The 21,335-nt window shown below is 40.6% G+C and carries 17 protein-coding genes and 1 pseudogene; 14 read left to right on the forward strand and 4 right to left on the reverse strand.

Annotated features, from left to right (window positions below; translation table 11 throughout):
• Positions 1-348: 348 nt before the first annotated feature.
• The gene (locus tag SAE01_RS03430; protein ID WP_147202265.1) at positions 349-1,089 is read right to left on the reverse strand and encodes a C40 family peptidase; all 741 of its coding nucleotides are present in this window, start codon (positions 1,087-1,089) and stop codon (positions 349-351) included.
• A 250-nt stretch (positions 1,090-1,339) separates the two neighbouring features.
• Between SAE01_RS03430 and dnaE the strand changes: the two genes are divergently transcribed.
• From dnaE to SAE01_RS03490, 14 genes and pseudogenes are all read left to right on the forward strand, one after another.
• Positions 1,340-4,978, forward strand: a complete 3,639-nt coding sequence (gene dnaE / locus SAE01_RS03435) for a DNA polymerase III subunit alpha (protein ID WP_147202266.1) — start codon at positions 1,340-1,342, stop codon at positions 4,976-4,978.
• A gap of 237 nt (positions 4,979-5,215) precedes the next feature.
• Entirely contained in the window at positions 5,216-5,401 is a 186-nt protein-coding gene (locus tag SAE01_RS03440) for a hypothetical protein (RefSeq protein ID WP_147202267.1), read from the forward strand.
• Positions 5,398-5,586: a Fic family protein gene (locus SAE01_RS24730; RefSeq protein WP_218029100.1), complete on the forward strand. Its 189-nt coding sequence runs from the start codon at positions 5,398-5,400 to the stop codon at positions 5,584-5,586. Before SAE01_RS03440 ends, SAE01_RS24730 begins: the two co-directional genes overlap by 4 nt.
• Positions 5,532-5,705, forward strand: coding sequence for a type II toxin-antitoxin system death-on-curing family toxin (locus SAE01_RS25170; protein WP_218029074.1), 174 nt, complete (start codon positions 5,532-5,534; stop codon positions 5,703-5,705). Before SAE01_RS24730 ends, SAE01_RS25170 begins: the two co-directional genes overlap by 55 nt.
• A gap of 59 nt (positions 5,706-5,764) precedes the next feature.
• Positions 5,765-5,869, forward strand: a pseudogene (locus tag SAE01_RS25175) (hypothetical protein); the annotation flags it as partial.
• Entirely contained in the window at positions 5,858-7,198 is a 1,341-nt protein-coding gene (locus SAE01_RS25180) for a helix-hairpin-helix domain-containing protein (protein WP_371860447.1), read from the forward strand. The pseudogene SAE01_RS25175 and the gene SAE01_RS25180, both read left to right, overlap by 12 nt.
• 429 nt (positions 7,199-7,627) lie before the next feature.
• Entirely contained in the window at positions 7,628-8,971 is a 1,344-nt protein-coding gene (locus SAE01_RS03455) for a toll/interleukin-1 receptor domain-containing protein (RefSeq protein WP_147202268.1), read from the forward strand.
• Positions 8,972-8,978: 7 nt separating this feature from the next.
• Entirely contained in the window at positions 8,979-9,479 is a 501-nt protein-coding gene (locus SAE01_RS03460) for an AAA family ATPase (RefSeq protein ID WP_147202269.1), read from the forward strand.
• 15 nt (positions 9,480-9,494) lie between these two features.
• Positions 9,495-10,007, forward strand: a complete 513-nt coding sequence (locus SAE01_RS03465; protein ID WP_147202270.1) for a MoxR family ATPase — start codon at positions 9,495-9,497, stop codon at positions 10,005-10,007.
• A 4-nt stretch (positions 10,008-10,011) separates the two neighbouring features.
• The gene (locus SAE01_RS03470) at positions 10,012-12,393 is read left to right on the forward strand and encodes a hypothetical protein (RefSeq protein ID WP_147202271.1); all 2,382 of its coding nucleotides are present in this window, start codon (positions 10,012-10,014) and stop codon (positions 12,391-12,393) included.
• 143 nt (positions 12,394-12,536) lie between these two features.
• Positions 12,537-13,199, forward strand: a complete 663-nt coding sequence (locus SAE01_RS03475; protein WP_147202272.1) for a DUF805 domain-containing protein — start codon at positions 12,537-12,539, stop codon at positions 13,197-13,199.
• A gap of 547 nt (positions 13,200-13,746) precedes the next feature.
• Entirely contained in the window at positions 13,747-16,125 is a 2,379-nt protein-coding gene (locus tag SAE01_RS03480) for an ABC transporter permease (protein ID WP_147202273.1), read from the forward strand.
• Between the two features lie 568 nt (positions 16,126-16,693).
• Positions 16,694-16,981, forward strand: a complete 288-nt coding sequence (locus tag SAE01_RS03485; protein WP_147202274.1) for a DUF3303 domain-containing protein — start codon at positions 16,694-16,696, stop codon at positions 16,979-16,981.
• 774 nt (positions 16,982-17,755) lie between these two features.
• On the forward strand, positions 17,756-18,097 hold the full coding sequence (locus SAE01_RS03490; RefSeq protein WP_147202275.1) for a hypothetical protein: 342 nt from the start codon (positions 17,756-17,758) through the stop codon (positions 18,095-18,097).
• A 110-nt stretch (positions 18,098-18,207) separates the two neighbouring features.
• Here SAE01_RS03490 and SAE01_RS03495 read toward each other — a convergent pair whose 3' ends face one another.
• From SAE01_RS03495 to SAE01_RS03505, 3 genes are all read right to left on the reverse strand, one after another.
• On the reverse strand, positions 18,208-18,648 hold the full coding sequence (locus SAE01_RS03495; RefSeq protein WP_147202276.1) for a DUF5990 family protein: 441 nt from the start codon (positions 18,646-18,648) through the stop codon (positions 18,208-18,210).
• A gap of 522 nt (positions 18,649-19,170) precedes the next feature.
• Positions 19,171-20,157 (reverse strand): YihY/virulence factor BrkB family protein, encoded by a 987-nt coding sequence (locus SAE01_RS03500; protein ID WP_147202277.1) that lies wholly within the window; start codon positions 20,155-20,157, stop codon positions 19,171-19,173.
• 71 nt (positions 20,158-20,228) lie between these two features.
• Positions 20,229-21,179, reverse strand: a complete 951-nt coding sequence (locus SAE01_RS03505) for an SdiA-regulated domain-containing protein (RefSeq protein WP_147202278.1) — start codon at positions 21,177-21,179, stop codon at positions 20,229-20,231.
• Between the last annotated feature and the right edge of the window lie 156 nt (positions 21,180-21,335).

A 21,335-nucleotide genomic window follows, 5' to 3' on the forward strand; every position in this document is an offset into this window, starting at 1 on the left:
GTTGCTTCGCTCGGCACCCAACCGGCTGATGTCACTTATGCAAGAACTGTTGTCAGATAATATGCAATCCGCACAGTTCTAGTTCAAAAAATAGGAATGAGTTATTGCGTTGTTGAAAAAAGGTATCATCTATTCTATGAAAAGCAAAACTGAAACTTTGTACTCTATGTGCCTGTGTGGTGAAAATACTTGTTTAAATGCTCTTAACTCGCATGACTAAAGCAGCCTACAAGATCATACAGTACAAGTGAGTGACACAACGATGTTGATTAGAAATTCTAATGATGTCGCAAAACACTCAATAAAAACCAGCAAGGATTGCTGCTAAAGGAGCAACTATTTGAAGAGTTATTTTCCAACAGATGCAGTAGGCAAAGTATAACGGCCGGCAGCGCGGTAACGAGGTTTCCAATAGGAGTCATTGAGGTCGCTCACCATTACTCCGCCACTTGTAGCAGCATGCACAAACTTGTTGTTAAGCATGTACACACCAACATGTGACATGTCGTTTCCACGGCCGGTATTGAAAAAAACAAGATCGCCTTCTTCGAGATCTTCGAGATTTATATGCTGGCTCGACTTATACTGTTCCTGCGCAGTGCGCGGAATATTTACACTGTATACATCCTGCATAATGATATGGGTGAAAGCAGAGCAGTCGATACAATCTTTTGTGCTGCCGCCCATGCAATAGCTTGTTCCGTACCACTCATCTATTAGCTTAAGAAGGTTAACGTTGGTAAGCTTTTCTACATTAGCATCTAAAAGAATGGCGTACTTCAACTGCAGCCAATCAGCTCTTTCAATGTCACCTGCATTCGCTATAGGTCGTACGTATTGATTATAACTGTCCCGTTGCTTTTTACGTTTATCTAAAGAGGGCATTGCAGGACCCATCGCGTGCTTAGAAGTAACTACCTGGCCTGGGTTAACCGAAATATTATCGAGGAACTTTACTTTTTTAGCGTTGGATTTCTGAGAAGGCTTGGTGGCTGTAGAACTGTCGCGAGATGATAGTGATTTCAGTTGAGCGCAGCTACTTAAAAGCACTGCGTACAAAAGGGTATATATCAGCTGTTTTACATTCATATTAGGTGCGGCAAAGTAAGCGACTAAAAAAGCAAAAACAAAGGCTTTTTGCTTTTTTTTAACGGCTAGTTAACCCCATCTGTGGATAAGAATGGAGTGAACTCTTACCCTCGGTAACGATATTTGTGGGTCACTATTGTAGTGCTGTAAGTAGTAAGTTGTAAGTGTTAAGTTATAAGTAATTCGCTTCTCAACTTAACTTGGCTGATACAACTTATCACTTACAACTTACCACTTATTACTCGATATTATGTCCAAATTTTCTCACCTCCACGTTCATACCCAGTTCAGTTTATTGGATGGAGCGGCAAGTATAAAAAGCCTCTATCAAAAAGCAATTGATGATGATATGCCTGCGCTTGCCATTACCGATCATGGTAATATGTTTGGTGCTTTTGAATTCGTGGCGGAAGCTTATAAACATAAAAATGATGATGGTACTTTAAAGGTGAAACCAGTTGTAGGTTGTGAGTTTTATGTAGTGGAGAACAGGCATAAAAGAGCGTTCACCAAAGAACAAAAAGATCAGCGCTACCACCAGGTGCTTTTGGCCAAAAACAAAAAAGGCTACGATAATCTTTTAAAGCTTACATCACTTGGTTACCAGGAAGGGATGTATAGCAAGTACCCCCGTATTGATAAGGAATTATTGGCGCAATATCATGAAGGATTGATTGCTACTACCTGTTGCCTCGGTGCCTATGTGCCTCAAACAATCCTTTGTGATAGCGAGGATGCTGCAGAAAAGGAATTCAAGTGGTGGCTCGACATGTTTGGGGAAGATTATTATATCGAGATTCAGCGACATGGAATGAAAGAGCAGGACAAGGTGAATGAGTGTTTAGTAAAGTGGGCGATCAAGCACAATGTAAAGGTGATCGCCAGTAATGACAGCCACTATACGGACCAGGAAGATTACAATGCACACGACATTTTGCTTTGTATCAATACTGGCGAAAAACAATCTACCCCGGGTTTTGATGATTTTGCAAACGATGAAATCCAGGTAAAAAATCGTCGGTTCAAGTTTCCGAACGACCAGTTTTATTTTAAGAAGACAGGGGAGATGAAGGAACTCTTTAAAGACATTCCTCAAGCCATTGATAATACCAACGAGATAGTTGGCAAGATTGAATTGCTTAACCTGAAGAAAGATATCCTGCTTCCAAATTTCCCTATTCCAAAAGAGTTTCAGCAGCACGATAACAGTAACCTGAACCAGTGGGAATACCTGCACTACCTGACGTACGAAGGTGCAAGAAAAAGATACAGTGAAATAACTGAAGAGGTTCGTGAACGATTGGACTTCGAGTTGTTTACCATTAAGACAATGGGCTTTGCCGGTTACTTTCTTATTGTGTCTGACTTCATTAAAGCTGGTCGTGAGCTGGGTGTATTTGTTGGACCGGGTCGTGGTTCTGCCGCCGGTTCGGTGGTGGCTTATTGTGTCGGTATTACCAATATAGATCCCCTTAAATACAACTTACTATTCGAGCGTTTTCTTAACCCGGATCGTAAGAGCATGCCGGATATCGATACCGACTTTGATGACGACGGCAGGCAGAAAGTAATTGACTATGTTGTTCAGAAATATGGTAAGAACCAGGTAGCACAAATTGTAACCTTTGGTACAATGGCGGCCAAGATGAGCATTAAAGATGTGGCTCGTGTGCTTGACCTTCCGCTGGCTGAAAGTAACATGCTGGCAAAACTCGTTCCTGATAAGCCGGGAACGAATTTGAACAGGGTTCTCTTTGCTCCGCTAACGATTAAAGAAGGACCAAAATCTCTCGAAGAAAAAGAAGGCCTTAATCCTGAAGATGTAGACAATGTAAAGAAGCTTCGTGAAATATATGCGGGTCAAAACCTGCAGGCACAGGTACTGAAGGAAGCTGCGCGTTTGGAAGGGTCTGTTCGAAATACAGGACTTCATGCCGCAGGTATCATCATTGCGCCTGACGATCTGAAAAATATTATTCCGGTAGCTACATCAAAAGATTCTGATCTTTTGGTGACACAGATTGCAGGAAACGTAATTGAAGAAGCGGGTGTAATTAAGATGGACTTCCTCGGCTTGAAAACCCTTTCAATCTTAAAAACTGCACTTGAGCTAATCAAACAAAATCATGGAGTTGAGATAGAGATAGATGAAATTCCTTTGGATGATGAGGCAACGTACCAGTTGTATCAAAAAGGTGAAACCAATGCGACGTTTCAGTTCGAGAGCCCCGGAATGCAGAAGCACTTGCGTGATCTGAAGCCGGATAAATTTGCTGATCTTATTGCAATGAACGCCTTGTATCGGCCCGGTCCGATGGCTTACATTCCTGATTATGTAGAGCGTAAGCACGGCCGCCAGGAGATCACCTACGACGTGCCTGACATGGCTGAGTACCTTGAGGAAACCTACGGTATCACGGTGTACCAGGAGCAGGTGATGCTGCTATCGCAAAAGCTCGCCGGATTTAGTAAAGGCGACGCGGACGTGTTGCGTAAAGCAATGGGTAAAAAGCAGATTGCGATCCTTAATAAAATGAAGGAGCAGTTTATGGAAGGGGCTACTAAGAAAGGTCATCCTGCCGATAAACTGAATAAGATTTGGAACGACTGGGAAGCATTTGCCCAATACGCATTCAACAAATCGCACTCCACCTGCTATGCCTTTGTGGCTTACCAGACAGCTTACCTAAAGGCTCACTATCCCAGCGAATACATGGCTGGCGTGCTTAACCATGCCGGTAACATTGAGAAGATTACTTTCTTCATGGAAGAGTGTAAGCGCATGGGATTAAAGGTGCTCGGTCCGGATATCAACGAATCGCAAAAAGGTTTTGCCGTAAACAAAAAAGGCGAGATCCGTTTTGGTTTTATGGGATTGAAAGGTGCAGGCGAAAATGCGATTGAATACATACTCGAAGAAAGAAAGAAGAACGGCCCATACACCAGCATCTTCGACATGATCAAACGTGTCAACCTGCGTGCTGCCAATAAAAAATCTTTAGAATCTCTGGCTTATAGCGGCGCCTTTGATTGCTTCACCGAATATCATCGTGCCCAATATTTTGGTTGCCTTAAAGACACTAATACAACAGGTCTGGACGTGATAGTACAGTTTGGCCAACGCTACCAGGCGCAGGCGCAAAGTACCAGCAACAGCCTGTTTGGTGATATGGTACAAATGGATATTCCCATCCCTCAATTGCCTAAGGTAGAACCATGGCCGTTGACTGAATTACTCGATCACGAAAAAGATGTGACGGGTATGTTTATGAGTGGTCACCCGTTAGACAATTATAAGTTTGAAATGAAGCATTATGGCTTCACTCCGATTGCAGAGTTTTGCGATGTAAAGGAAGCTCCGCAATTATCTCCCAAAAAGAATAAGCCTTTTAAATTAGCAGGTCTCGTAATAGACTCACAGCATCGCGTTACCAAAACAGGTCGCAACTTCGGCGTTCTTTGTATCGAAGATTTCAGCGGCAAGGTCGAGATTATGTTGTGGAGCGACGATTATGTAAAATTCCAAAACTACCTCGAAAAGGGTAAAAGCGTGCTAGTGCAGGGCGAGTTCAAAACCCGCTTCAACCAGGACCAATACGAGTTTAAAGTAACGGCTATCAACCTACTCGAAATCACGAAAGCGAGCTTTACGAAACAGCTCATTCTCGATGTTCCTACCAAAGTCATCAATTCTGACTTTATTGATTTCTTCGATAAAAACGTTAAAAGCTACCCTGGCAAAACGTCTATTAAGTTTAATATTATAGAGCCGAAAGATAACTTGAAGTTGAGTTTGTATACATTGTCTTCCGGTGTGACAATGAATGATGAGATTGTGCATTGGCTGGAGGAGAATAAGGATGTGGATGTGTCGGTAGTGGTGGCGTAGGAAGGGTTTAAGGGGGAAGGCGTAAGGTTTAAGGTGTGTTGCAACACGTAATACGGATATTAAGGTGAAGGCTGCCATTGAGACGTTTTCCTTACACCTTATACCCTAAACCTTAAACCTCCGTTTCTGTGGGCCGGCTGGAGTCCTACTATTAGACATCCTTGCGTCCCACTCTTATACGGCAATAATTCTGTTGGTCGATTTTATCGTTAAATTTGAGTACGAAAAATTATAGATATGAGTGTAGCGCAAATGAAATTAGAAGCCATCAACAAGATCACGACTTTGGCAAGTGAAAAAATTCTGCAAAATGTTTTGAAGCTACTGGAAAGTGCAGATGAAAAGGAACCCGTAAACCTAAGTCAAAATTATGACGCAATTAAAGAACATTACGGGGTGGTTTTGCAAAAACTTGCACAATGATTTCTTTAGAGGATATCCTAGAATTACATAACAAATCAATCATTGATTTTGGCGGTTCTTATGGAGTAAGAGACCAGGGCTTACTAGAATCTGCAATTGCCGTCCTTTTCAAACTTTTGCGGGGAAAGACTTGTACCCTACTATTATTGAAAAAGCAGCAGCACTTGGAGAAAGCCTCATTATAAATCACCCTTTCGTAGACGGTAATAAAAGAACAGGTATGCTTGCTATGGCGAGTTTATTAATAAGCTACCACTACCGTTTCACCGCCACCTCCGATAACTTCTACCGTTTGAAAAGATAGTGGAGTGGTTGAAAGATAATAGTGAAAGGAATTTCAATTAAGCAAAGCTAAGCCAAAAGCCCGCAGGCTTTAGTAAAGGTGACGCCGACGTGCTGCGTAAGGCAATGAGTAAAAAGCAGATCGCCGTGCTGAACAAGATGAAAGCGCAGTTCATGGAAGGCGCACAAAAGAAAGGTCACCCTGCCGACAAGCTGGAAAAGATCTGGACCGACTGGGAAGCCTTTGCCCAATACGCCTTCAACAAATCGCACTCTACCTGTTATGCCTTTGTTGCTTACCAGACCGCTTATCTGAAAGCCCACTACCCCAGCGAATACATGGCAGGCGTACTCAACCACGCCGGCAACATCGAAAAGATCACTTTCTTTATGGAAGAGTGTAAGCGCATGGGCTTGCACGTACTCGGACCAGATATCAACGAGAGCCAGAAAGGCTTTGCCGTAAACAAGAAAGGCGAGATCCGCTTCGGCATGATGGGATTGAAAGGCGTAGGCGAAGCAGCCATCGAATGTATTTTGGAAGAACGCAGAAAGAACGGCCCTTACACTTCCATCTTCGACCTTGTAAAGCGTGTAAGCCTTCGTGCGGTCAATAAGCGTTTAATGGAAAGTCTTGCTTACAGCGGCGCTTTCGATTGCTTTAAAGAATACCACCGTGCACAATATTTCGGTTGTGCCAAAGACACTACGGCTACAGGTTTAGATATCATTGTTCAGTTTGGACAGCGCTACCAGGCGCAGGCACAAACCAGCAGCAACAGCCTGTTTGGCGATATGGTTTCCATCGATATTCCAACCCCTCAATTGCCTAAGGTGCCCGAGTGGACACTCACCGAAAAGCTCGACCACGAGAAAGATGTAACCGGTATGTTCATGAGCGGTCACCCGTTAGACCATTTTAAGTTCGAGCTGCGGCATTACGGCTTCACACCTATCGACGAGTTTGCGCAGGTAAAGGAAGCCCCTCACCTCTCTCCCAAAAAGAACAAGCCCTTCAAACTTGCCGGGCTGGTGGTAGATGCACAACAACGTGTAACCAAAACCGGTCGCAACTTTGGTGTGTTGGCTATCGAAGATTTCAGCGGCAAGACCGAGCTCATGCTATGGAGCGACGATTACGTTAAGTTCCAGAACTACCTCGACAAAGGCAAGAGCATCATGGTGCAGGGCGAATTCAAAAGCCGCTTCAACAGCGAGCAATACGAGTTCAAAGTCACCAGCATCAACCTGCTCGAAGTAACAAAGCAAAACTTCACAAAGCAGCTCATCCTCGATGTACCCACCCGCATCATCAACTCCGACTTCGTAGATTTCTTCGACAAAAACATAAAGGCGTATCCGGGTAAAACATCTATTAAATTCAACATCAACGACTCTGCACATAACGTAAAAATCGGCCTGTATACGCTGGAAAAAGGTGTAACGATGAATGATGAGATCATAGGTTGGTTAGAAGAGAATAAAGATGTGGACGTGCAGGTGGTGGTGGCGTAGGTGGTGTCGAAAGGCGTTCGTCACTGCGACGAGGAACGAGGAAGCAATTTCCTAAATAAACAGGTGAAGCTACTTAATAAGTAGTTGCTGTTGTTATGGTAAGGTAAGGGATAATTATGGTAGTGCGAAGCCAGTGCTATAAAGCATATTGGACCTACAAAATTTTTATTTTAATGAATATAACATAGCTTAAAAAGTGTATATTACCTTCTGATTGTTGTTTTACAAAAATAGAATGGTGGATATCAGATTTAGAATAAAACTATTTATGACAAGGGGGGTGTTCAATCAATAGCCTAACTACCTGATTATAAATTCTGGGACGCGTTCTGATAGAATCCAAAATCTGTTCTAACTGAAAGCTTTAATCCTATAAAAGGAGTTGAAAAAAGGCGCGCGGGAATAAACTTAATCACTCAAATCGTCCAGATGATCTTCATTAGTTATAGCAAAGATGACATTCAATGGCGGGAAAGAATTACTAAACACCTAAGGGAAAATGAAATCATTTACAACCGCAAAATTACTTTTCAAGACTCCAACATAACGTCTGGGGAAGACTTCCAGGAAGCTATTGATTCTCATTTGGCCACTGCCACGGTCGTGATACTTTTGGTGAGCAGCAGTTATTTGGGATCAGAATACATCAAGCGTTACGAATTGGATCCCCTGTTGAAACGAAGGGATGTGAAGATCTACTGGTTTCTCTTGTCCTCCTGCCTTTGGGATAAAACCGGTCTTGCTAACCTGCAATGTGCTAATACGGTGCAAGGGGAGCGCATTGTTAGCTTAAATGAGCTATACCAAAACGGCAAAGAGGAAGAAATCAATAAAATCCTATCGACAAAATGTCGCGAAATATTTGAATATGCGTCCGACAAGGGCAAAAATTTCATTCGTACCCCGAAGGAGTTTATCTATAAATGTAATCGAAAAGTCGAGTCGCAGTTTTTTCAAATGGTATATACGGAAAGGTTTACCGAAAAAGAGTTATTAGCGTACTCGATTATTGGCGACAAAGAAGACAGTCTGAACAACCTTCACAACGCGATCAAACTAAAGGTTCTTGTTAACGACTACAAGAACTATGAGATTCACGACATATTGATGCCAGGTATTGATGTCAACACTTATTTCACTCCAGAGCAAAACTTGTACTTGTTTAAGAAACAATTTTTGAATTCCCTGAGTATTGCGTATGACGTTAGTAAAGTTAAGCAATGGTCAATAGATCAAGTTTTGCAGCAATTGAAAAAACGACTAAATAAGCAGGGCCCTAAACAGGTTTACTTCATTTCCATCAAAATTGAAAGTACAGCTTTCCAAGCAGAAGCTTTTGTTCAGATGTTGAAATGGCTTAATTGCCATATGCTTTGTAATCAAGAATCAAGGTACCAACTAAAAATTTTTTACCTCTTCACTTTTGAAAAGAGCAACGATCAAAACTGTGATCAACAGGTGGTTGATTTTTTAGGAAATTATTGCAAAAACACACGGGTTGAAAAAGTTCTGAAGGGCGAAGAAGATTTGATTGCATACCCAAAAGAATGTTTACCCCTGATATTTTTAGGTGAACATCGGTTAGCAGATCAAAAATCGTTGATTGATTGGTATGAACAGGACTATAAACAATGGCTAGAGTCAAAAAACATAGAGATTGATGACGACATGGACAATAACTTTGAAGTTGTGAAGAAGAAAATATTTAGTGCAGCGCAACAAGCAAAAATGAGGATTGTCGAAAAAAATCTTACTAGCTTTTTAAAATATTGATTGTCTTATGAAAGTTGACGATTTTAAAATCGCATTTGGTCATTATGATAACCATCCGCAGTATTATTACCTTAGTGAAAACAATCCTTTAAAAGCAACAATTCTCTTGGCTTTAAAATTAGGAAAGCCGCTGTTGATAACAGGCGAGCCTGGTACTGGCAAAACTCAGTTGGCGCATTGGGCATCCTGGTACCTAAGTGCCCAAACAGATGAAAGCCTGACCCCCTTTTTGCCAAGCCCTTTTATCTTCCACACCAAAACCACATCTCTCGGCAAAGACTTATTTTATCAGTACGATGCTATTTCTCATTTTCAGGACAAAGAGGGCAAAAAGAGAGTAGCTGAATTTATTTCATTCTCCGCAATGGGCCTTGCCATCGCCCAAACTGAGGGATTGCGTAATTTTTCGAGGAAGTATCAGATAGATGGTGTTCGCAATATGCTCGCATTAGCAGAGGAACCGCACAGTTCTGTTCTCTTAATTGATGAAATTGATAAAGCACCCTGAGATTTTACGAACGATTTGCTGCACGAGATTGAAAATAACCGTTTTTACATTCCTGAAGTCGAACAGGAAATTACTCGCAGCACGGACCGTAAGGCCAGGATCCTGGTGATTCTCACCAGCAATAGTGAGAAAAATCTTCCCGATGCGTTTTTGCGAAGATGTCTCTTTTATAATGTTGACTTTCCCTCGGAAGATGAGTTGGTGAAAATCGTTACAAACCGCCTTAGTCCATTCTTAACTGAAATTGAAATAGGATCTCAAATTGATTTTGCAGACCAATACCGACGTGTCCTTAAAATTTTTCAGGCCATCCGGGATCGTTCTGTGGTGAAACCCCCTTCAACAAGTGAATTGTTGGATTGGGTAAAGGTATTGCATCTTGAAGGGCTTATTCATAATAATTTTGATGAAAGAAACGCCCAGTTTCTTCCGCCTGAACAAAAAAAAGCTCTGCAATTGAGCCTATACACTTTGATTAAAACAAAAGAAGACCTGGAAGAAGTGGAAGATTTCTTACAGCTAAAATAGCTACATGGCTACCAAGCAACATTATCCTTTTCCGTTAGGCGAGCTGCTACATTTACTCAAAACCAATGGATATGATGTTTCAATTGAACACATCCTTCACCTCCAATCGATTTTTTTAACCTCATCAGTTCAGAAAATACAATCAGGGGAATTAAAATTTATTTTAGCTCCCCTTCTTGCGAAAAATGAAGAAGAACAAGCGAATATCTACCGTCTTGTTGATGATTATATTGTAGCAAAAACAAGAGAAACTGAGACGGCCGCGGTGTCCTTATGGAAAAAATTATTTAGCAGAAAGTATCTGCTGCGTGTGAAATTTGCAACTTTAACATTGGTTGTGATCACTGCCATAATATTTTACTTTGTTCAAAGCGCAGATAAACAAAAAAAAGAGATTACACTACCGGATAAAACCGATACAAAAAAGCCAGGTAACCTGGCAGATACCTTGCCAAAAGATAACAGAGCCGACGTATTGCCTGATAAACCTACCACACCCGTTTCGAAGGAAACGCCTATCGAATTCAAACACGAAATCATATATGAACAACCAATCACACTCCAAAGAAGAAATATAAATCTCCAGATTTCGGGGCTGCTTGGGATTTTGATCGCGGCTGTCCTATACCATATAATCTTCTACGAACAAAGGAAATTGATGGAACGCGAGGAAAGAAAGAAAGAGGTTGAAACACCAGATAGGAATGACGATCGTTGGGCCAGTAGTAACTACGACGATGAGGACGAACGGTTGGTGAAGGAACTGGAGCCTGCCAATTTAAGCTTTCCGCCTAAAAATTACCTAATTCAACGTACGAGGGAATTTAGGCGTATTAAAACAGCGCTTAAAAAGCCAGTAATGATTGAAGGCCGAGCCTTAAATATACCAAAAAGCATTTACTCAAGTACTCGAAAAGCAGGATTTTTGAGCTTACTCTACGATGAACACATCGAGGAGCGACAATTTGTAGTATTCATCGAGGGTAAAAAGGAAGGCCACCTTACTCAACTCTTCGATTATTTAATTCATTTCTTACAAGCCGAAAAGGTTCTAATTCGAAAATTTTACTTTACTAATGACATTAAGACACTTTCAGACGACACTGGAAAATGGCAATCTCTACACGAACTATCAATACAATCGAACGGTACTCACCTTTTGATATTGGGAAGTGGCAGAAGTTTGTTTACTGATGAATTTGAATTGAAAACAAATGTACTTGGGTTGCTTACTAGCTGGCCTCAAAAATATATTATTACACCTACCCCACTGAAAGACTGGTCGTACATGGAGGACCAATTAAATCAGCACGAGTTTCAAATAATTCCTGCAGAGATTGAAGCAATTGAGTTATTGACAACGGCGATGCTTGAGCTATCTTTTGTTCCTCGAAAAAAAATAGTTCGTAAAATAAGAGCGCTTTATTCTACGGCAAAATTTGATTTTTATTCTTCTGATGAAATACGAAATTATTTAGACGATAACGTTTTATTTCAATTTGTTTGCTCTTTAGCAGTGTATCCGAAGCTTGATTGGAATCTAACTCTGGCCCTTTTAGCTGCTTTCGGAGAGACTTGGCCTCAGGAGAGGAAAGGGGAGATATTTCATTACAATGCCCTATTGAAAATTGCCCGAATTCCCTGGTTACAAGACACTAAACTTGAACAATCCTTGCGGCTTCAGTTACTCAACTGCTTAGAACCGGATAACGAAGTTCTTGCCCGTGATACTATAATGAACCTTTTAAAAGACATTCAAGCCGAGGTACCAAAGCAATCTTTAGCATATACAGAATTAGACGTTCAACTAACTTTAAATCGCTTTTTTCTCTTTGCACATGATGAATGGAAATATAAAACTTTTAGTTATACCAAGAAAATGATTTCCGGGTATTGGGAGAACCTAAAAGAATGGGCATTGAAGGAGCGAGTCGAAAAGCAACTATCGGGGATCATGCCGCCAAACGCAGTTGGTAAACCCCAAACTATTAATGAATACATGCTCGAAGAAAGAGAAATTGAAGTGCAACATTTAAAGGTTTCGAAAGCCTATGTTTTACTGCTACCAAGTTTACTTCTTTATATACTGTTCTCCATTTTCAAACCTCATGCTGTTTATGATCTTGAGTTAGAAAGAGTAACGTTTCAAGTGGTTATCCAAAAAAATCCACTCTGTCAAAAGCAGTTTGACCACTTGGAAATCAACTCCGACCAAGTAACTTCTGTACCATTACAGAAAAATGCTGCTTCTGAAAACATTAATATCGAAGATGTAGATCCTGAAAGTCCAATTACATTGAAGTTGATTGACAAAGACAACAATCCTTACAATTTAGAGATTCCAGCGAATTATCATGTAGTTACACTCAAGCTTGATTGTAATTAAATTTCTGTATCGCAGGATTGTACTTATCTTGTTAAAGTAGATGTTTCCACTCAAGTATTGTGGCAGTGAAATAATCAGCGATATTGTCGTTCCTACTCATTGGAATTGCAAAAATTAGAGCGTTTAAACTAAAAAAGCAGAATATGTTCAAAAATCCGTTCTCGTTTTACGGACGTATCGGAAGAACTGAATATGCAATTAGCTTTATTATTTATGTAGTTTTCGCAGTAATTGTGAATGAAATTATGCAATCAGGTTCCGGTACTTCTGTTATTGGACTTGCATATATTCCTATGCTTTGGTTTTTTTGGGCGCAGGGTACCAAAAGGTGCCACGACTTAGGTAATAGCGGATGGTGGCAACTTGTACCTTTTTATGTTTTGTGGCTTTTATTTGCGGCCGGTGCGTCAGGAGCAAATGAATATGGTGAAAGCTTTCAAGGAGCATCTGAAACCTATCCCATTCTTGATGAAACCGCCGCTACGAAAAATATGAAAATTGAAGATGCTGATTCTATTTCTGATACAGTTAATAAAAGGCTCACAGAAGTAGAAAATCAGAGCTACAAGGATAACTTGATAGAACTAAATGGCCTTATTAAGATGCAACAAAAAAAAACGTTTGGAGGTAAAGTGACAAAAGAAATAGAAGGCCTTTTAAATGAATTGGCTCGCAGTAAGCAAGAAGGAATAGTCTTAATTAATTGTTATTCTGCCTTGTTCAAGAAAGACCTTATCAATGATCTAGAAAAAATGAATAATAGTTATGACGGTATTAGACAAAACGTTTCTTTTTTATTGATTTAGATATCATAACTGCTACTTACCCGCACCATAGAAAATGAACGTTTTTAGTTGGACTCATTTTCTCCGTTGTGTGTGTTTCGGTAGCCGTGCCGTTTTTTCCGTTGTCTGCCTTCCTTCGAGCGAAAGAGTTGCACCATATCATCATCCGAGCGGCCGCATGCATAGATGAGCATAGAACTAAAGCCTAAACTACCTCGTCCTGCTGGGGTCTCTTTTACCCTCTAGTTGTTCGCGGTGTTCCCCAAGTCACCTCAAACATAAAATCAATGTTGTTCGTAGAACAATTAGTAGCAAGAGCTCAACTGAATAGAAACATTTCTTAATAAAAATTATCGGGAGGTTTTAATCTTGACCAGTAAGACTGTATCAGTTCCGTACACCTCGTGTTCGGTAGCGCACACAAGAAAAAGGGACATCGCACGTAAAGCATTAACAGCTAAATCATAACAGCGTTGGCACAATCTCAGTAGTAAAGCGCAGTAACTATAGATAGTCCTACTAAACGTTAGTCGATCGTCAAGACTCTACAAACCAAAACAACCATCTTATGTTCAGGAATTTTTTTAAAGTAGCCGTTCGTAATCTTTCCAAGAACAAGTTCTTCACGATATTAAACGTCATTGGCCTGGCTTTCGGCATGTCACTTAGCCTGTTGTTCATTGCCTTTCTTTCTTTTCTGTCGCGGTTCGACGATTTTCATTCTAATAAGGACCGCATTTACAGGGTAACATCTCAATTACTCGATAAGAAGGAAAATCCCAAGTACGCCTCAGCTCCGGCCCATCTTGCTGAAAACCTACATGATTTTAGCGGGGTGGAAAAAGTTGTACGTATTCATAGATCCTTGTATGGTGAGGCCTCTTATGGCGACAAGAAGATTGGGGTAAGTGGCTATTTTGCCGATCCCGGCTTTTTCGAAATGTTCAATTTCCCCTTACTAAAAGGAAGTAAAGCAACAGCGCTTGGCAATCCAAACAGCATTGTGCTTACGGAAACGGAGGCAAAAATAATTTTCGACGATAAGGAGCCTATGGGGGAAATGATAAATATACCAGGCTATGGTAGTTTTTTGGTTACGGGTATTTGTAAAGACCTGCCCAAAAACAGCCATATGTATTTTTCGGCAATAGTCTCCTACTCAACTATTGTAGGTCACCCAAAGTCTGTTTTTCTCGACAAGAAGGAAGGCTGGAAATCGTATAAAGGCTCTTTTGTTTATATGCTTCTTCGCAAAGATGCGAACACAGGTAACTTAGAACGCTTTCTTAATAACGTAGCAAAAGAACGATATGCCCGGGAAAAAAGTAAGGTTACTTTCAAGCTCCAGCCTCTTGATCAAATTACCCCCGGCTCTGAAGACATGTTGGACCCCATCGGTTCTAACTGGAGTTACCTGGAGATATTGGTTACCGGTTTAATAACACTGATTGTATTGGTGCCAGCCTGTGCCAACTATGTCAACCTTTCTATTGCACAATCGTTGGAGCGAATGAAAGAGATTGGGGTGAGAAAGGTAATGGGCGGGCGAAAGAAGCAAATCATTTTGCAGTTTATCGTAGAAGCTACGACCATTGTGTTAGTGGCGTTAATGCTTTCATATTTGATTTATGAAGTAGTACGAAAAGATATTTTAATGTCGATGATCGAAACTACCCCATTAGATCTAACGCCTACATGGGAAACTTTTGTTGGCTTCTTTGTATTTGCATTGCTGGTAGGCGCCGTTTCAGGTTTTGTTCCTGCACTCTATTTCTCAAAGCTTTCGCCAATTGTTGCATTAAAAGGTAAAGAAGTAAAAACGAGTGGCCGGTCGTTCTTCCGCAAGTTTGCATTGACGACTCAGTTTGTAATTTCTCTTGGCTTTATCATGGCAGTGGTTATTATGATGCGGCAGTATCAATATTCCGTTAACTATAACCTTGGATTTGAGCAAGAACAGGTTCTCGATGTTGAGCTCCAAAACATCAATCAGCAAATATTTAAAACCGAGTTTGAGAAGGTGCCCGGGGTCAATCGAATCTCCATGTCGTCGCATGTTTTAGGACTTGGGACTGCTTCTAAACGATACATAAAGACCAAAGGGGAGTTTGATTCCATAGCAGTAACCTCAATGTCTGTGGATGAAGCCTTTATTTCGAACATGAAGTTAACTTTGCTGGCAGGTAGAGATTTTGGCCAGGATAAATCGGAGAACTCGAGGTTCATTATCGTGAATGAAGAGTTTGTGAAAGCGTTACATCTTACAGAGCCTTCTACCGCTATCAATAGAATGATCACCCTGAATGATAGTAGCGAATTCCGCATTGCAGGTGTGTTGAAGAGTTTTCACTATGCCGGACTTGAAGATGTTATTGCTCCTTTCTTTTTTGAATATAACCCGGATAAATTCACTTACGCAAATATAAAGCTGGAAGGCAAGGATGCCTTGGGTAGCCTCATCGATATGGAAAAGCTATGGAAGAAAATAGGCGGGCAGGGAAAATTCACTGCGCAATTATTTTCGGAACAGATCAAAGACGCTTACAGTTTCTATATTATGATCATGAAGCTTTGGGGCTTCCTGGGCCTGTTGGCGATTACCGTGGCATGTCTTGGTTTGTTAGGCACGGTATCGTTCACCAACAAAAAACGCTTCAAAGAAATAGGTGTAAGAAAGGTATTAGGTGCAAGTGCTAAAAGCCTCGTAATTCTTTTGTCAAAAGATTTTGTTTTCTTGATGGCTATAGCCAGCGTTATTACCATACCAGTTATTTACTTCCTCTTCAACGAGATGTTGGCAAACACCCAGCACTACAGTATAACAATCGGGTTGTTTGAGGTAATTGTTAGCCTGGTAATTATGTTGATTTTGGGGCTTGCAACTATTCTGTCGCAAACGCTAAAAGCAGCAAATGCTAACCCTGTAGAGAATTTAAGAACAGAATGAAATACGGGGACTGGTGATATCAGCGATATTACTTTCGTCCTTTGCCTTTTTTGCCTTGCAGGTGTTCTTCACCTGCAAATACAGCCGAGCAACGAGCGTTGGTGAACAACATCAACAGCTCTGGAAAAGGTTGTTAATGCTGAATATATAGTCATCTAAATTGCACTTAGGAGGCAGTCTGTCTTCAAACAAAAGCTCCGGTACGTTCACTATAGTCCTGTCGTTGCAGGACTATGTCGTTTTCCTGAAGACTATAAATATTCTTCCGCTTCTTTTTACAAGAAAGGAACTAGTGAATGGGACTTATAACGCACTATAATGACTAAGCAAATTTTGTTGATGAAGAACACCAACAAAGGTGGAAAATACTGGTAACATAATCGTTTGTATACATGCGAAAAAAAGTACTTTTTTAATTATCTTGTTAGTGATTCTCAGAACCTGGTCCTGTCTAATTCTGAAGGAATTCTTTAAAACCTTCAATCCTTGAAAAGCTGCAGCTACCTATCCCGTTAATTGGCGCTTTTACACACCTTCTATATTTACTAACATCTAAAAAATTAAGACTATGAAATTTATGTTGAGCTGGCGTCTGCACCAGGAAAAAAGGCAGGCAGCACTTAAAGGATTTTCTGAAATGACAGCTGCAGATGATGCAGCCGATATGGGAGATAATATTCGGCTAATAGGTCGCTGGCATGACGTAGCAGGGGGGACTGGCGTTGCCATTTTCGAGTCGGATGACGCTATTGCTATATCAAAGTGGGCTCTCAACTGGATTCCAGTTCTAGACGCGGTTGTTACCCCGGTTCTTGATGATGAAGAGACAAGAGCACTTGGCAAAACAAGAAGCTAAATATCTTGAAAGTAAATTTCACCTTGTTGTGTTCCTCTTAGCCTCGCCGCTGCAGGTGTTCTTTTTTTTTGCCGTTGTTGGTCTTCCTCGGCTTGGCCGTTGCAAGGTGTTGTCACCTGTAACCGTAGAGGAGGCAGAGATGAACATAGCACTAAGGTCAATCTTCCAGCGCTACTGTCGCTGTTGACTATGCCAAACCACAGTAAATTAAAAGAAGCCTTCATTTCTTAATCACTTGCTTGATTGCCGCTGCTGTCAGACGAATTATCGTTGCTATCGCTTGACAAATCAGAATTATCATCCCATGAGTCGCCCGCACCAGCACCACCAAAATCTCCGCCTCCGAAACCATTAAAGTCAGGGGTGCTTTCTGCATCATTATCTGCCGCATAGCTGGTTTCGGTGGTGGAGCTTGTAACTATGAATACTACTACTTCCTGAGATCCTATTTATTTCATGTGGCCGTAGGGAAGAGGCAGTTGCTGGTGGTATTACAATCTCGATACTTCTTATATAATTGAATATTCTCCTAATAAAAAGAGCTATTTGAATTAAGAATTTCACCGTAATAAATTTCATCGGTAATCTACCAACTTATATTCAAAATGACGCTACTGTAAAGAACACTGCATTTTTTGCCTCTGCGGTATAATAACTAGGCAGATTTTGTTGGTGAAGAACGCTAACCAAGGCGGAAAACACCTCTGCCGGGCTAACAAATGAAATGTGATTAGGCTTCTTTGTTTATTGTAACTTAGATATCAAGCATAAAGCATGACGATACTAAAATTAAAAATTCTCTCAATCGACCTGGACCAACTGGTAAACTTTCTAATTGAAGAAATAACTTTCATGTATGAAAATCACAGTATTGACATGTCCGTCTTGATGTATGAAGATTTTAATTATAGCACTATGACGACGCAGTTAGACATGATGATTTTAAAGAAAGAAGAAGATCGCATTCTTATTGACATTATAGCCGGGGCAGGAAGGACAGGCTTTTTTCTAACGGACAACAGCACGGAAGAAAAATATACCCTCAAAGCAGATAAAATTCTAGTTAAATATGCGGAGGAACATAAATTAGTCGTTGAGCGCCTAGAGCAGCGCTAAAAATGTTTTTCAGAAGCCTTTGCAGGTTTCTCACCTGCAAATACAGCCGAACAAAGTGCTGTTGGTGAAGAACGTAACGCAGGCGCATAGCTTGTAGTATGCTGTGGTCTTCAACGCCCAACCAAGTGCCAGCCAGAAAAATGTTTTACTGTGGCGCAATTTGGACCTCCGTCTTTGGCTGTTCCGGGAACTTTAGTTTCGAGAATAAGAAAAGAATTAGCGAGTATTTGTTTAACCGTCTCTGATGAAATGTCTCTTAATGGAATTTTTAATCGTCGCGTCCACGGAGAATTAAATTGCCCTGCAGCAGTTCCAATGTCTACATAAATAAAGCGTTCGTTCACTGGTCCGTGAACATACGGCCCCGTAAAATTATAAGAAGACGTTTTTCCGTCCTTCACCAAAATTGTAAACTCAAAGACCAGGTCGTTCTCACTTGATCTTTGTTTTAAAATTGTTTCATATTTGTTTCCACTGCCTTTTTGAATTCCAAAGTCTACTTCCGGGGGTGGACTTTCCAATATGATTCTTACAGCTAATTCCTCCTTCATTTTAATAGTATTAAAGCTACACGTTTCACAAATATTTTACTGCTGCCATACTCAGTTCGAAGCATGTTTATAACCAAGATAAGTACAAGCAGATGACTTTTCAAGAGTGAATTTATGGTAAAAGAAAAGCGTTTAAAACCAGCTGGTTTTTTTGGATTAGAGGCAAGCATGTTCCATGTGATATTGCAAGTACAGAGGCTACGTATGAAGAAGTATAATTATGGTTCGTGAAGTGTATTACTGATGAGAGTAAAAGACTTAAGGAATTTCACGAAAAAGTACTAGAAAGCTTTAAAGTAAAGGCTAGTCAGATTGCAACTACCTGATTGGAGAAAGGAGCGCTTTTAACTGGCATTGATTGATCAAGCAACTACAACTGCAAAAGAGTGCGACGCAACGGAAGCTTAATAGAAATCCAGCCAACTGCTCCCAAAAATTCTTTTAAATAGTACGTACCATCAACTTAATAATTTTCGCCTGCCTGTGACCGTCTTCCTTGTAGAACCTGTCACTCATCCAACATTACTTCACTTTAATGTTATCTCCTGTTTCTTCGTTCTCTTCTTTCTTTTTCTGCTCCTGGTATTTTAACGAACCAGTTTCATCTTCCACTTCTATCTGCTTTACCCATACTGCATACTGATTCGGCTTAATAAGTCCCCCATATGTAGCAGCATAGGCCTTAGTGAATTCAGCACCAAAATAAAGGATGATGGAAGAATAATAAACCCATAGCATAAGTATAACAAATGACCCTGCTGTGCCATAGGCGGTACTAACGTTGCTTGAACCGATGTAAAATGTGATCCCGAACTTTCCAAGCATAAAAAGCCCAGCTGTCACCATGGCGCCTGTAATAACATCCTTCCATTTTATTTTCGCATCGGGCAATACTTTGAAAATAATGGCAAAAAGAAGTGTTACTATCCCAAAGGTGATAAGCAAATTAAAGATGTAAATAAGAAGCAAGGCTATGTCGGGAAAGATATGTATGAGGCGGTTGCTTAGTGCTTCTACCAAGCCGGTAACAACCAAGGACACCAGTAATAAAAAGCCTATACTGACAACAATTGAAAAAGAAAGAAGGCGGTCAACCACTATTTTCAACCATCCTTTTTCTGGTTTTGGTTTTAGCCCCCAGATGGTATTGATGGTGTCTTGAATTTCAGCAAATACCGTGGTGGCCCCTATGAGCAATGTAATGATCCCAATAATACCTGTAACAGGACCTTTTCCGCTGAGCGATGCACTCCGGATAATTTCTTGTATTTGAGCAGCGGTGGTAGCACCTACCAGGCCCTTTATCTGTCCGAATATGGTCCCTTCCACGGCCTCCCTTCCCCAAAAGAGATCGGCGAAAAAAATAATAACGATCAGCATTGGGCCGATAGAGAACACTGTAAAATAAGCCAGGGCACCACTAAGCTTCACTACTTTATCATCCATAAATCCGGTGAACGCATCTTTTACCAGACCCCAAACGCCTTTCCAGGTTAGTTTCTTTTTCATTATGCAAAAATCATTATGACTTATACTGCAACTGCCGTAGCTGCTTCATCGAAAAAATGTTCTAACGATCATTACGACTGAAGTTTCACTTTTAAGATATTTCCATTGCCTTTTTTGCCCTCATTAGAAATAAACAGTTCACCCGCTGCATTGAAAGTAATTCCTTCGGGTTGTGTAAAATCTCTACCACTAAACTGCACGAGAGATCTGACTTTTTCCTGGCTATCTAGAATTAAAAGTTTAGGATCTGTTCCTTCTGTTATATAAAGATCTCCATTGGTAGGGTGTATGGCTAAAGCGGACGGTTTAAAGCTTTGCTTCTTCTTTTTAGCCCCGTCCTCAAATAAAGAATTATTTAGGTCTATGGAATAAACGGGGGTGCTTGCCAGTTGTTTATTCTTTAGGTCGAACGAATAAATTCCCTTTCTGCTTCCACCTGCTTCTTCCCCTTTATAGGCAAGTAGCAACCGGTTGTTCACCTTATCGTAGCAAAGCGCTTCAACATCGTTTTTAGCATTCAGGTAAGTCTTATGCTCCTTTACTAAAGGTTTGGCTTCCTCAAGACCCGATACTTCGTACACTGTTCCGCTACTGTTTACTACATAGGCATTCGTGCCAACCACCGCTATACCTTCATAATCTCCCGGGCCTGCAAATGGTATTTGTCTTTCAATCTTTTTATCGGCGGTGTTATAAATAAAAATTGTACCTAACTCATCCTGTACACAGGCAAATGAACTACCGTGCATGTAACTTATGTCAGATATTTCAGAAAGCACTTCGGGCATGATATATTTTTCTTCAATAAGATAGGAGGCAGAAGTGCTTGCTTCTACATTCTCATCGTTCTTTTTATCCTTATTATCTTTCTTGTCCTTCTTATCCTTTGTGTCTTTTTTATCGTCCAATTTCTCATTGTTCCAAAACCTCAGATCAAGCCTATTATTAGTAGTACTTTGATAAGCCAAAAGTCCTAACACCAATAGTGCAATAATTAATAGAATAATCAGCGGAACTTTCATATTAGTAGTTTAACGGTGATTGTTGTCAAAATATCATTCCATGAACTTATCCCTATTCATAACCTTGCCTAGGTTATTATCAATAATGGAAGAGGCCTGGTTTTCTAAATAAAAATAATACTAAACCAGGTTCCGTAAATTTTCACTTAGCATCAG

It is taken from the genome of Segetibacter aerophilus (genome assembly GCF_007991655.1).
In the GTDB taxonomy this organism is placed as follows: Bacteria; Bacteroidota; Bacteroidia; order Chitinophagales; family Chitinophagaceae; genus Segetibacter; species Segetibacter aerophilus.

What these genes read in the sequence shown, in the direction of transcription:
- SAE01_RS03490 (WP_147202275.1), top strand. Translation starts at nt 17,756, where the DNA reads ATGACGATACTAAAATTAAAAATTCTCTCAATCGACCTGGACCAACTG.
- SAE01_RS03460 (WP_147202269.1), top strand. Translation starts at nt 8,979, where the DNA reads ATGAAAGTTGACGATTTTAAAATCGCATTTGGTCATTATGATAACCAT.
- SAE01_RS03455 (WP_147202268.1), top strand. Translation starts at nt 7,628, where the DNA reads ATGATCTTCATTAGTTATAGCAAAGATGACATTCAATGGCGGGAAAGA.
- SAE01_RS03500 (WP_147202277.1), bottom strand. Translation starts at nt 20,157, where the DNA reads ATGAAAAAGAAACTAACCTGGAAAGGCGTTTGGGGTCTGGTAAAAGAT.
- dnaE (WP_147202266.1), top strand. Translation starts at nt 1,340, where the DNA reads ATGTCCAAATTTTCTCACCTCCACGTTCATACCCAGTTCAGTTTATTG.
- SAE01_RS24730 (WP_218029100.1), top strand. Translation starts at nt 5,398, where the DNA reads ATGATTTCTTTAGAGGATATCCTAGAATTACATAACAAATCAATCATT.
- SAE01_RS03470 (WP_147202271.1), top strand. Translation starts at nt 10,012, where the DNA reads ATGGCTACCAAGCAACATTATCCTTTTCCGTTAGGCGAGCTGCTACAT.
- SAE01_RS03480 (WP_147202273.1), top strand. Translation starts at nt 13,747, where the DNA reads ATGTTCAGGAATTTTTTTAAAGTAGCCGTTCGTAATCTTTCCAAGAAC.
- SAE01_RS03430 (WP_147202265.1), bottom strand. Translation starts at nt 1,089, where the DNA reads ATGAATGTAAAACAGCTGATATATACCCTTTTGTACGCAGTGCTTTTA.
- SAE01_RS03475 (WP_147202272.1), top strand. Translation starts at nt 12,537, where the DNA reads ATGTTCAAAAATCCGTTCTCGTTTTACGGACGTATCGGAAGAACTGAA.
- SAE01_RS03505 (WP_147202278.1), bottom strand. Translation starts at nt 21,179, where the DNA reads ATGAAAGTTCCGCTGATTATTCTATTAATTATTGCACTATTGGTGTTA.
- SAE01_RS03440 (WP_147202267.1), top strand. Translation starts at nt 5,216, where the DNA reads ATGAGTGTAGCGCAAATGAAATTAGAAGCCATCAACAAGATCACGACT.
- SAE01_RS03495 (WP_147202276.1), bottom strand. Translation starts at nt 18,648, where the DNA reads ATGAAGGAGGAATTAGCTGTAAGAATCATATTGGAAAGTCCACCCCCG.
- SAE01_RS25180 (WP_371860447.1), top strand. Translation starts at nt 5,858, where the DNA reads ATGGAAGGCGCACAAAAGAAAGGTCACCCTGCCGACAAGCTGGAAAAG.
- SAE01_RS03485 (WP_147202274.1), top strand. Translation starts at nt 16,694, where the DNA reads ATGAAATTTATGTTGAGCTGGCGTCTGCACCAGGAAAAAAGGCAGGCA.